Raw genomic sequence first — 13,666 nt, forward strand, 5'->3', positions numbered from 1 at the left:
CCTTACGTTTATGGCGGAGCTGGTGTTCATGTTGAGTATTTAGCTGATGAATTAGCTAAATTAATGAAAATTGACGTTAGAAGTTTTGGAGATCAAGATACTAAAAATGGTAATTTAACAGTGAAAGGTTTCCCTTTTGAAAATCCAAATTTTGATGCTTCTGATGATAAATTAAAATCAGTTTTTAAAACTTTGAGTACTTGTATTCAAATGAATGCAGAAAAAACCGATGCTAATATTGTGCATTGCCATACTTGGTATTCACACTTTGCTGGTATTGTTGCAAAATTATGCTATGGAATTCCATTAGTTATTACAACACATTCTTTAGAACCTTTAAGACCTTGGAAAAGAGAACAACTAGGTAGCGGTTATGATGCTTCTTCTTGGATTGAAAAAACAGCCATTGAAATGGCTGATGCTCTTATTGCGGTATCTAAAGAAACAAAAGAAGATGTATTAAAATATTTTAATGTAGCTGAAGATAAAATAAAGGTTATTTATAACGGAATTAACCTTGAAGAATACGTTGTTACGAATGAAACTTCAACTTTAGAACGCTATAGAATTGAAACCTCTAAACCATACGTGCTTTTTGTAGGTAGAATTACCAAGCAAAAAGGAATTATACATTTAGTAAATGCAATTAAATACATTGATTCAGATACACAAATAGTTTTATGTGCAGGAGCGCCAGATACACCCGAAATTGCGAAAGAAATGGAAGACTGTGTAAATGAAGTCAAAAAAACTAGAGATAATATAATTTGGATTGATGAAATGTTAGATAAAAAGGAAGTGATACAATTGTATTCACATGCTGATGTATTTTGTTGTCCTTCAATTTATGAACCATTTGGAATTATTAATATTGAAGCAATGGCTTGCCAAACAGCAGTTGTAGCCAGTGCAGTTGGAGGAATTAAAGAAGTTGTTGTAGATGGTGAAACGGGCTTATTAATTCCTTTAGAGCAACAAAACGAAGCGCCATTTGAGCCAATAAATCCAGATAAATTTTCAAGAGATTTAGCGGATGGAATTAATAAATTGATAAATGATGAAGATTTGAGAAATTCTATGGCAAAAAAAGGAAGAAAAAGAGTTGAAGAAACTTTTGACTGGATTGCAATAGCAAAACAAGTTGAAGAATTATACAAATCTTTATTATAATAACAGAATTATAAAATTTTAAATAAAAATACTATGGCAAAAACTAATGTATTAGCAATTATCTTAGGTGGAGGTCAAGGATCAAGATTACATCCATTAACTGAGTCTCGTTCAAAACCAGCAGTACCAATTGCCGGAAAATACAGATTGGTAGATATTCCAATTTCAAATTGTATCAATTCAGATATAAAAAGAATGTTTGTATTAACTCAATTTAATTCAGCTTCATTAAATCGTCATATTAAAGATACATACCATTTTAGTTTTTTTAGTTCAGCATTTGTTGATGTTTTAGCAGCTGAGCAAACACCAGGAAATAGTAAATGGTTTCAAGGAACAGCTGATGCTGTCCGTCAAAGTATGCACCACTTTTTAAGACATGATTTTGACCATGCGTTAATTTTATCAGGAGATCAATTATATCAAATGGATTATGATGAAATGATTAAAAAACACATAAAAAGTAATGCTAAAATATCTATTGCAACCATTCCTGTAAATGCAAAAGATGCAACTTCATTTGGTATTTTAAAAACAAATGAAGAAAATGACATTACATCTTTTATTGAAAAACCTGCTGCTGAATTATTACCAGATTGGACTTCAGAGGTTAGTGAACAGATGAATAATGAAGGTAGAAATTATTTAGCTTCTATGGGAATTTATGTATTTAACAGAGATTTATTGGTTGAATTAATGAATAACCCAGAGACAAATGATTTTGGTAAAGAAATTATTCCTCAAGCTTTAGGAAAACACAAAGTTGTAAGTCACCAATTTGAAGACTATTGGACAGATATTGGTAATATTGAATCATTTTTTGAAGCTAATTTAGCTTTAACAGATGATTTTCCTAAATTTGATTTGTATAGTAAAGCAAAGCGTATTTATACACACGCCAGAATGTTACCTACAGCTAAAATCTCAGGAACGGTATTAGAAAAAGCAGTTTTAGCAGATGGTTGTATTATTAATGCGGCAAAAATTGAACACTCAGTTATTGGAATTAGATCAAGAATTGACTCAGATTCAACCGTAATAAATACATATATGATGGGGAGTGATTACTATCAGCCATTAGATGATATTTTAAATAAAGATGTTATTTCTATGGGAATTGGTTCTCGTTGTTTTATTAAAAATGCTATTTTAGATAAAAATTGTTGCATTGGAGATGATGTAAAAATTAATGGAGGAAAACATTTAAAAGATTCAGAAAATGAACTATATGCCGTTAGAGATGGAATTGTTGTGATTAAGAAAGGTGCAGTTATTCCAAATGGTTATAAAATTTAAAAATTAAATTACAGAATGCAAAATCAAAAAAGAGTAGTTATTGATTCTATTTCGCCACAAATTAATGATGGTGAATTTTTTATAAAAAGAGTTGTAAATCAAATTGTTACTGTTAATTCTCATGTACTTACTGATGGTCACGATATTATTGCTGCGTCCGTTTTATATAAACATGAAAATGATAAAAAATGGAGAGAGGCTAGAATGCAGCATGTAAATAATGATGAATGGATTGCTTCATTTGTGGTTGAAAAACAAGGGTTTTACGCTTATAAAGTTCAAGGTTGGGTAGATTATGCTTTAAATTGGCAACATGGAATAACTCGTAAAATTGAAGATAATCAATATGTAACTTCTGAATTGCTTGAAGGTATAGAGTATATTAAAGAAATTGCTAAAAAATCTTCGGAAGATGAAAAAAAATACTTGAAACAGCTAGAAGTTTTATTTTCAAATGAAGAAAAGTACAGTGAAGCAATTATTGAAGCTCAAAGTGAAAAACTACATGCTATTTTTAGTAAATATCCAAAAAAGCATTTGGCAAATACTTCTAAAATATTTCAAGTTTATGTTGATAGGTTAAAAGCTCAGTTTAGTACTTGGTACGAGTTTTTTCCACGCTCTTCTTCAGAAGTTGAAGGAGTTCATGGAACTTTTAAAGATTGTGAAAAATTATTACCAAGAGTTTCAGAAATGGGTTTTGATACGTTGTATTTTCCGCCAGTTCACCCAATAGGTGAAGTGAATAGAAAAGGAAAAAATAATACTACCGAAGCTTTTGAAGGTGATGTTGGTTCAACTTGGGGAATTGGTTCAAAAGATGGTGGACATAAAGATATTCATTCACAATTGGGTTCTATTAATGATTTTAAATCGTTAATAGTACAAGCAAAGAATTTAGGAATTGAAATTGCAATGGATTATGCATTACAAGCAGCACCAGACCATCCTTGGGTAAAAGAACATCCAAGTTGGTTTAAATGGAGACCTGATGGAACTGTTCAATATGCTGAAAATCCACCAAAAAAATACCAAGATATATTGCCAATTTACTGGGAAAGTAAAGATTATAAAGCGCTTTGGGATGAATGTTTAGACACCTTATTTTATTGGATAGATTGTGGTGTAAATGTATTTAGAGTTGATAACCCACATACAAAACCCTATTATTTTTGGAATTGGATTATTAATGAAGTAAAGAAAAAACACCCAGATGTATTGTTTTTAGCTGAGGCATTTACGAGGCCAAAAGTAATGCAGCAATTGGCAAAGCAAGGTTACACACAATCCTATACTTATTTTACTTGGCGTAATAATAAGCATGAATTAATTGAGTACATGACTGAGCTAACTCAAACTGAGCAACGTGAATATATGCGACCAAATTTTTGGCCAAATACACCAGATATTAATCCGTTTCATTTACAAGGAGCTAACGAATCAAAATACATACAGCGTTATGTTTTAGCAGCTACTTTAAGTTCAAGTATTGGAATTTATGGTCCTGTTTTTGAACAAATGATAAGTGATGGACTTCCGGGGAAAGAAGAATATTTAAATTCAGAGAAATTTCAATTGTGCAATTATAACTGGACTAAAGAAAATAAATTAACAACGCTTATAACCAAACTAAATAAAATCCGTCATCAAAACGAAGCGCTACAGCAAACCAATAATATAAAGTTTTGCACTATTGAAAATGAAAATTTAATTGCATTTTATAAATGGAATGATGATAAAACAAATGAATTGTTAATTGTAATAAGTTTAGATGACAATAATGAACAACAAGGCACTGTTCAGTTACCTTTAAGTGATTTAGGAATTTCAAACGGACATCAATTAGAAGTATGCGATCTAATAACAGGAAGTTGCTATAATTGGAATACAGAATGGAACTATATAGAGTTGCATCCTTCATTACCTTTTCATATATTTAAGCTAAAAAAATAGCATGGCTAACCAACTATCTAAAAACACATTGAAATCAACATATAATTTTGATATATTATGGGAGGAACTTCTTGAAAGTAAGGAGTTTGTAAAAACTTTTCTTTCAGATGTTTTAGAAGACTACATTTTGAAACAACGCTGGTATGGCGGAAAAGCAAGTAAATTAAAATATATAGAACTCTCAGAATATTTTAAAATTAAACAAGGAGACGAGGTTTATTATGGTTTAATTTTAGAAATTAATTTTGAAGAAGCTTTTTATCAACATTATTTTTTGCCAATTGCATTTGTTTCAGATGAAAATTTTGCTAAAAAAGATAGAATTCTACCAATAAGCATTAGAGGACAAGAAGGTTATATAATTGATGCAATTAATTTAGAAGCTTTTAGAAAATTAGTTTTTGAAAGAATTCTAACAGCACAAGAAAATGACACGAGTAAGGTTCAATACCATAAAAGTTCAGCTTTTAACAACATAAACTATGAATCGTCAAGGTTTATGGGCTTAGAGCAAAGTAATACATCTATTGTTTATAACGAAGAATATGTATTGAAATTCTTCAGAAGAATTTATGCAGATAAAAACCCGGATTATGAAATGAGCCGTTTTTTATCAGAAAAAAAAGGATTTAAGAACACTCCAAATTTCTTGGGAAGTTTAAATATTGTTGACTCTGAAAATTCACACATCACGATAGCTTTAATGCAAAAAATGGTTGAAAATCAGGGCGATGCTTGGGATTATATGCTAAAAGAGGTACACAATGTTTTTTTAAATTTAGAGTCAAAAAATATTAATGTTGATAATTTACCAGCTACAGAGTTATTTTTAAGATTGGGTATTAATGATGTGCCACCTCAAATAATAGATTGGGTAGGTTTAAATTTGTTTTTAAAAATTCAAAAGTTAGCAAAACGTACTGCTGAAATGCATATTTCATTAGGTTCAGAATTTGAAGATACAGCTTTTACACCAGCACGTTTTAATGGTGATTATACCGTTTGGTTGAAAAACAGATTGTTATATCAATTTCAAAATAGACTAAATACTATTGAAAATAGTATGCATAAATTAGATGGTTTAGCTTTAGAATTAGCCAAAGAATTTTTAGATAAAAAAAACAGCATTAGAAAACGATTTGTAAAGTTTGATTGGACCAAATTAAAAGGTGAACGTATTAGAGTTCATGGAGATTATCATTTAGGTCAAATATTAGTAAAAGATGACGATTTTTATATCCTAGATTTTGAAGGCGAACCAGAAAGCACTATTAGAGATAGAAAAGTAAAACAGCCACCTATGAAAGACGTTGCAGGTTTGTTTAGGTCATTTCATTATGCAATTTACGCATCAATTTTTAATAATTTAAAAACATATAATAACTCACAAGAAACACTTTTTAAAGCAGCTGAACTATTATATACATACTTTACAGGTGTATTTTTAGGAACGTATGTTACTGAAGTTCAGGATGCAAATTTAAATATAGGTTACCATCAAGAGCGTATATTTATATTAGAATATTGTTTGTTAGAAAAAGCAGTTTACGAATTAGGTTACGAATTAAATTCACGTCCACGTTGGGCATTAATTCCATTAAAAGGAATTTCAAATATCATTAATCACTCATAAAATACATGGCACAAGTACAAGCATTTAGTCTATTTTCAGACTTTGATATCGATCTTTTTAAATCAGGAAAACATTACAGGTTGTATGAAAAATTTGGTTCTCACATAACTACTATTGATGGTGTTGAAGGTACTTATTTTGCTGTTTGGGCACCAAGTGCAAAAGCAGTTTCAGTTATTGGAGATTTTAATTTTTGGATTGAAGGTGAGCACCAATTAAATGTTCGTTGGGATGAAAGTGGGATTTGGGAAGGTTTTATTCCAAATGTTGGTAAAGGAGCTGTGTACAAATATAAAATTCAAAGTAGTAATAACGATATTAAAACTGAAAAGGCTGATCCATACGCTAGAAGATGTGAACATCCGCCTAAAACAGCTTCCGTTGTTTGGGAAGATTCTTACGCATGGAAAGATGCAAAATGGATGAAAAAGCGTGTCAAAAATAATGCTATTGATGCGCCTTATTCAGTATATGAAATACATTTAGGTTCTTGGAAAAAAAATGTAGAAGAAAACAGGTTTCTATCGTATGTAGAATTAGCGGATGATTTAGTTAAATATCTTAAAAAAATGAACTTTACACACGTAGAGTTTATGCCAATAATGGAGTATCCTTACGATCCTTCTTGGGGATATCAATTAACAGGATATTTTGCACCAACATCTCGTTTTGGTTTTCCTGATGAATTTAAATTGTTAGTTGATAAATTACATCAAAATGATATTGGTATAATTTTAGATTGGGTGCCTTCTCATTTTCCTGAAGATGCACACGGTTTAGGCCTTTTTGATGGAACACATTTATACGAACATCCTGATAGGAAAAAAGGATATCATCCAGATTGGAAAAGTTTAATATTTAATTATGGAAGAAACGAAGTTCGTTCATTTTTAATTAGTAATGCCATTTTTTGGTTAGATTTATACCACGCTGACGGGTTAAGAGTTGATGCTGTAGCTTCCATGTTATTTTTAGATTATTCTAGAGAAGAAGGAGAGTGGGAACCTAATGAATTTGGCGGTAATGAAAATTTAGATGTTGTTTCATTTTTAAAAGAATTAAATATTGAAGTTTACAAATCATTTCCTGATGTGCAAACAATTGCTGAAGAATCTACAGCATTTCCAAAGGTTTCAAAACCAACATTTGATGGCGGTTTAGGGTTTGGAATGAAATGGATGATGGGTTGGATGCATGATACTTTAGAATATTTTGGGAAAGATTCAATTTATAGAAAACACCATCAAAACGATATTACGTTTAGTTTAGCATATGCATTTACTGAAAACTTTATGTTACCGCTTTCACATGATGAAGTTGTTTATGGTAAAAAATCAATTTTAGGACGTATGCCTGGTGATGAATGGCAACGTTTCGCAAATTTAAGATTACTATACGGTTATATGTTTACACATCCCGGCACAAAATTATTATTTATGGGAGGTGAATTTGGACAATATGACGAATGGGATTTTGAAAGTAGTTTAAATTGGGATTTATTAGAATTTGAACCACACAAGAACACACTAAATTATTTTTCAGATTTAAATAAGATATATAAAAATACACCAGCTTTATTTGAAAAAGGATTTAGTAATGAAGGTTTTGAATGGATAAGTTATGAAGACAATGAAAACTCAGTAATTTCATATATAAGAAAAGGATACAAAGCTATAAATGATGTTATTGTTGTCTGTAATTTTACACCAACAACTTTAGATAATTATAAAATTGGAATGCCTAAAAAAGGAAAACTTACAGAAATTTTTAATAGTGATGCTAAAGAATATGGAGGAAGCGGTGTCGTGAATTCAGATAAAATTACGATTAAAAAAGAAGCATGGAATGGTAAAAAGTTCTCTGCAAGTTTAACACTACCACCTTTAGGAATCGTTATTTTTAAGTTTATTTAGTAAATATTCAATATTATAAAATTATAAGTCAAAAATTTTGCATTTAATCCAATACATATGCTATATTTTTGAAGATAAGAACGCCTCTAAATTTATTAAATTTAGTAGGTTTGCAACTTCAATTTAACCAAATAAATTATGATTTTAAATACGGAATTAGAATACAAAGGCAATTTATTTCCTTCAAAAATAATTTCCTATAAAAAAAATGTAGATACATTATATTTTACAAGTGATAATGGTGTAGTACTGCAAGTAACAGTGCAACGTGATAGTGTTTTACGGTTTAGATATACAACAACATCAATATTTGAAAATGATTTCTCATATGCAATAACCAAACATGCAAGTAAAGGTTTTAATCATTTAGAAGTTACTGAAGATAATGAGAATTATATAATTACTACTTCAAAATTAATTTGCCATATCTCAAAATTAGATATGCGTTCTTCAATTTTTGATGCCAAGGATAATACACTTATTTGCCAAGATGAGCTTGGTTTTCATTGGGAAGAAAGCTATAAGCATGGTGGTAATATTGTTAAAATGTCAAAGTCTACTTTTGAAGGAGAAAGTTATTATGGATTAGGTGATAAACCAGTTCAAAACAATTTAAAAGGAAAACGATTTGAAAACTGGGTAACAGATTCTTATGCATTTGGTCGCGACTCTGATCCAATTTATAAAACCATTCCATTTTATATTGGATTACATCATAAGAAATCTTACGGTATATTTTTCGACAATACATTCCGTTCATTTTTTGATTTTTGTAATGAGCGAAGAAACATTGCAAGTTTTTGGGCACAAGGCGGAGAAATGAATTATTATTTTATTTACGGGCCTGAGATGTCTGATGTAGTATCTAATTATACAGATTTAACAGGAAAACCACATCAATTGCCACCACTTTGGGCATTAGGTTATCATCAATGTAAATGGAGTTATTACCCAGAATCTAAAGTTAAAGAAGTAACTAAGAAATTTAGAGATTTAAAAATTCCTTGTGACGCTATCTATTTAGATATTGATTACATGGAAGGTTTTAGATGTTTTACTTGGAACAAAGAATATTTTCCTGATCCAAAACGTATGGTGAAAGAATTAGCTGATGATGGTTTTAAAACCATCGCTATTATTGATCCAGGAATTAAAATAGATAAAGATTATAGCGTTTATAAAGAAGGTTTAGAAAAAGATTATTTTTGTAAAAGAGCTGACGGACCCTATATGAAAGGAAAAGTTTGGCCTGGAGAATGTTATTTTCCAGATTTTACAAACCCTGAAGTACGTGAATGGTGGGCAGATTTATTTAAGGAACTAATTGAAGATATTGGTGTTAAAGGTGTTTGGAACGATATGAACGAGCCAGCTGTTATGGATGTTCCTGGGAAAACATTTCCAAATGATGTTCGCCATGATTATGATGGAAACCATTGCAGTCATAGAAAAGCACATAATGTTTATGGTATGCAAATGGCAAGAGCAACATACCATGGCTTAAAAAAATTCTCATATCCTAAAAGGCCTTTTGTAATTACAAGAGCTGCTTATTCAGGAACTCAACGTTACTCATCAACTTGGACAGGTGATAATGTAGCAACTTGGGATCATTTATCAATTGCAAATGCACAAGCACAACGTATGTGTTTATCTGGTTTTTCTTTTGTAGGATCAGATATTGGAGGATTTGCAGAACAACCAAACGGAGAATTGTTTACGCGTTGGATTCAATTAGGTATATTCCACCCTTTTTGTAGAACTCATTCATCTGGAGATCACGGAGATCAAGAGCCTTATGCTTTTGATAGTAACGTAACAAATATTGTTAGAAAATTTATTGAAATTAGATATCAATTATTACCGTATTTATATACATCGTTTTGGAGATATGCTAATGAGGGTGTGCCAATTTTAAAACCACTTGTATTATTTGATCAACAAGATGCACACACACATTATAGAAATGATGAATTTATATTTGGTGAAAAAATATTGGTTTGTCCGGTACTTGAGCCGAATGCTAAAGGAAGAAGGATGTATTTTCCTAAAGGAAATTGGTATAGTTTCTGGGATAGTGAATTAATTCATGGAGGTGAAGAAAAATGGGTTGATGCAGATATTGATAGTATGCCAATTTATATTAAAGAAGGAGCAATTATTCCAAAATATCCAATTCAGCAATATGTGGGTGAAAAAACTATTGATGAATTAAAATTAGATGTATATTATAAATTGGGGAAAGAAAAATCTCAAGTTTATGAAGATGCTCATGATGGATATGATTATAAAAAAGGAAGATATAGTTTAAGAAATTTTACATTTTCGGGTAAAGAAGATTCGTTAACAATTCACCAGTATAAGTCTGGTAAATTTATAACTGAATATGAAACTTTTGAACTTATTCTACACGGTTTACCCTTTAAAGCTCTTAAAATATATGTAGATAATGAAAGGGTTGATATTAAGAAGTTTAACAGTAAAAACAATACTTTAATTATAAGTAAAGAATTCACAGATATTCAAATAGTTGGTAAAAAATAGCACAATTATTTAACTTATATAATGTGAAATATATCATTTTCACTAGAAAATAAAAGCTCATTAATTTAAATTAATGAGCTTTTATTTTTTTAAGTAATTTAATTGTTAGTATTCCATTCTCTTCTAAATCGAAGCAGTTCACTATCAATTTGTTTTTTTGAAGTTGAAATTAATTCATCAACATTACCAGAATAAATAGGAGCGAGGTAGCTAACTTTAATTTCAGTTCTCCATTTGCCAAAACATCTTAAAAAATGAGGTACAAATGTATCATCGCCAACCCAAGAATCGTCAAGGTTTTTATAATCTACCGCTACTGGTATTACAGGAATATTTAGTTGAGCTGCTAAAACAAAGGCACCTGGTTTAAACTTAATAGTAGTTGGTGCTATATGTGTAGTACCTTCAGGAGTGTTTAATATTGAAAATCCTTTATTTAATACTTGACTAACTTTATTTAGGGTTTCAGACCTGCTAGTTTTATTCTCTCTATGAACAAAAATTACACCAGTAGTTTTACAAACATTTCCTATTAAAGGCCAATTTTCAACTTCTTTTTTAGCAATTGGATAGGCTAAAATATTTCTTAAAATAATTAAAGGATCAAAATAACTTCGATGATTTGAAATAATTAAACCTGAAATAATAGGTTCTTTGCCATAAACTGTAATTTTAGAACCTAAAACAACGTGTAAAATTCTAATTATTTGCCGTCTATAAATTATTCCACGTGCTATTTTTTTATCTTTATGTTTATAAAATAGATTTGTAATTAGCAATAAACTATAAACAGTAGCAGTAACGAATGCAAATAATATAAGCCTAATAACTGCTAATAAGGTTTTAAAAATCCTCATTTAATCAAAATAACTAAATGTTTCACCATCTTTTATTTTAAGAAGCGATTCATAAATTAATTGAATTACATTTTCTACATCATCTTTATGTACCATTTCTACAGTTGTATGCATATAACGTAAAGCCAATGAAATTAAAGCAGAGGGAACACCACCATTACTATAAGCAAAAGCATCAGTATCTGTACCTGTAGCTCTAGATGAAGCTAAACGTTGAAACGGAATCTTATTCTCTGTAGCTGTATCTACAATTAAATCTCTTAAATTATTTTGAACAGCAGGAGCATAGCTAATCACCGGGCCGTTACCTGAAATAGTTTCACCTTCTTTCTTTTTGTCAATCATAGGCGTTGTAGTATCATGGCAAACATCAGTAACAATAGCAATGTTAGGTTTTATAGTTTGTGTAATCATTTCAGCTCCACGTAAACCAATTTCTTCTTGAACAGAATTAGTAATGTATAAACCAAAAGGAAGTTCAATCTTATTTTCTTTCAATAAACGAGCTACTTCGGCAATCATAAAACCACCCATTCTGTTATCTAGCGCTCTACAAACAAAATTGTTCTTATTTAAAATAAAGAATTTATCAGGGTATGTAATTACACAACCTACATGAATACCTAGTTTTTCAACTTCTTCTTTCTTTTTACAGCCAACATCAATAAAAATGTTATCTAATTTTGGTGTTTCTTCTTTTCCACTTAAACGCGTATGAATTGCAGGCCAACCAAAAACACCTTTTACAATGCCTTTTTTAGTATGAATATTTACAATTTTTGAAGGTGCTATTTGGTGATCGCTTCCTCCGTTTCTAATTACATAAATCAATCCTTCAGGAGTAATATAGTTTACATACCATGATATTTCATCAGCATGTCCTTCAATAACAACCTTAAATTTTGCATTAGGATTTATAACTCCAACAGCAGTTCCATAGCTATCAGTAATAAAAGTATCAACATAAGGTTTTAGGTAGTCCATCCAAATTTTCTGACCCTCGCTTTCATAACCAGTAGGCGATGCATTATTTAAGTACTTTTCTAAAAAAGTAATCGATTTTTTATTTAATATTTTTTTAGGCATAATTATAGTATTGTTTAAAAAAACGAATATACTAAATAGTTACTTATACAAACAATTTAATAAAATATTTAAAGTTTTAAATATTTTAAAAAGTTGTATTTTTGAATCCTTTTAAAATTTAAATAGTGAAGATGAAATTTAATCTTAAAACAAGTATTGTTTTACCTATATTATTAATGAGTACTTTTCTTTTTTCACAAGTTGAAAAAGATAAAGATTCTATATTGTTAACTGAAAAGTATATTATTTTTGAAGGAGACACTTTATTAATAGAGTTAAATGAAGTTCTTTTATTGAAGAAATTAAAATTTAAAACAAACTACGACCGTAAATATTATTATTGGTTTCGTAAAAAAACATTAAAAGCATATCCGTACGCGAAACTTGCAGCTGATAGATTAAATGTTCTAACTGAAAGGTTAGAAAACATTAAATCAAAAAGGAGAAAAAAAGAATATACTAAGAGAATTCAAAAATATTTAGAAGAAGAATTAACAGGTCAGCTAAAAAAATTAACTAGAACTGAAGGTCGTATTTTAATAAAGCTAGTACATAGGCAAACTGGAGACACTTCTTTTGCTTTAATAAAAGAATTAAGAAGTGGATGGAAGGCGTTTTGGTACAATACAACGGCAAATTTATTTAAGTTATCATTAAAAGATAAATATGATCCTATTAATAATAAGGAGGATTATTTAATTGAAGATGTTTTGCAACGTGCTTTTGTTAATGGTATTTTAGAAGAGCAACCTTCTAAATTAGAATTTAATTACCTTGAATTAACAAAAAAATGGATTGATGTTCCCAAACTTAATGTTAAAAAGAAGAGTAAAAAGAAATAATACAGAATTTAAATATCACAAAATTTAAAAATTTAGCTGCTATTATTTGTTCATTATTCAATAGTCCCATATCAAAATAATTTTATTGAAGTTATAACTAGTTTGTTCTCAGTTATTTATTTTTTTATTGAAATAATTAAAAAATAAAGACATAAAAAACAGATAAAGTAAGAAAAAAGGTATTACGTTTGCATCCGCTAATCCTTATCGGGTTTTAGCAAAAAGTTCAGGAAATTAGTAAATGTAAAACTTCAAAAAAAAGGCAATTTTTTATTTGGTGATTATGAAAAAGGTTTTACATTTGCAGCCCGCAATTGAGGATATTGGTTGATTGGGAAAGTTCATAAAGAGGTTGGGGTAAGATTTTAAAAA

Annotated in this window: 9 protein-coding genes; 7 read left to right on the forward strand and 2 right to left on the reverse strand. The window is 29.7% G+C overall.

From position 1 onward, the window contains the following. The 6 genes from glgA to GQ540_RS11810 form a co-directional block, all read left to right on the forward strand. On the forward strand, positions 1–1,170 hold a 1,170-nt coding region (gene glgA, locus GQ540_RS11785), incomplete at its 5' end, for a glycogen synthase (RefSeq protein WP_291801288.1). Positions 1,171–1,203: 33 nt separating this feature from the next. Next, positions 1,204–2,466 carry a glucose-1-phosphate adenylyltransferase gene (locus GQ540_RS11790; RefSeq protein ID WP_291801290.1) on the forward strand — a complete coding sequence of 421 codons (1,263 nt, stop codon included), beginning with the start codon at positions 1,204–1,206 and terminating at the stop codon, positions 2,464–2,466. A gap of 15 nt (positions 2,467–2,481) precedes the next feature. Then, the gene (locus tag GQ540_RS11795) at positions 2,482–4,419 is read left to right on the forward strand and encodes an alpha-1,4-glucan--maltose-1-phosphate maltosyltransferase (protein ID WP_291801292.1); all 1,938 of its coding nucleotides are present in this window, start codon (positions 2,482–2,484) and stop codon (positions 4,417–4,419) included. 1 nt (position 4,420) lies between these two features. Further along, positions 4,421–6,052 (forward strand): trehalose synthase, encoded by a 1,632-nt coding sequence (locus tag GQ540_RS11800; protein ID WP_291801294.1) that lies wholly within the window; start codon positions 4,421–4,423, stop codon positions 6,050–6,052. Between the two features lie 5 nt (positions 6,053–6,057). Then, positions 6,058–7,965 (forward strand): 1,4-alpha-glucan branching protein GlgB, encoded by a 1,908-nt coding sequence (gene glgB, locus GQ540_RS11805; protein WP_291801296.1) that lies wholly within the window; start codon positions 6,058–6,060, stop codon positions 7,963–7,965. Positions 7,966–8,103: 138 nt separating this feature from the next. Then, positions 8,104–10,509: a glycoside hydrolase family 31 protein gene (locus GQ540_RS11810; RefSeq protein ID WP_291801298.1), complete on the forward strand. Its 2,406-nt coding sequence runs from the start codon at positions 8,104–8,106 to the stop codon at positions 10,507–10,509. 98 nt (positions 10,510–10,607) lie between these two features. Here GQ540_RS11810 and GQ540_RS11815 read toward each other — a convergent pair whose 3' ends face one another. Next, on the reverse strand, positions 10,608–11,366 hold the full coding sequence (locus GQ540_RS11815) for a 1-acyl-sn-glycerol-3-phosphate acyltransferase (RefSeq protein WP_291801299.1): 759 nt from the start codon (positions 11,364–11,366) through the stop codon (positions 10,608–10,610). Then, a complete protein-coding gene (locus GQ540_RS11820) occupies positions 11,367–12,455 on the reverse strand; it encodes a M42 family metallopeptidase (RefSeq protein WP_291801303.1) in 1,089 nt (362 codons plus the stop codon). 128 nt (positions 12,456–12,583) lie between these two features. Between GQ540_RS11820 and GQ540_RS11825 the strand changes: the two genes are divergently transcribed. Further along, entirely contained in the window at positions 12,584–13,294 is a 711-nt protein-coding gene (locus tag GQ540_RS11825) for a DUF4294 domain-containing protein (RefSeq protein ID WP_291801301.1), read from the forward strand. Positions 13,295–13,666: the final 372 nt, after the last annotated feature.

Source organism: Lutibacter sp. (assembly GCF_013139515.1).
Lineage (GTDB): Bacteria > Bacteroidota > Bacteroidia > Flavobacteriales > Flavobacteriaceae > Lutibacter.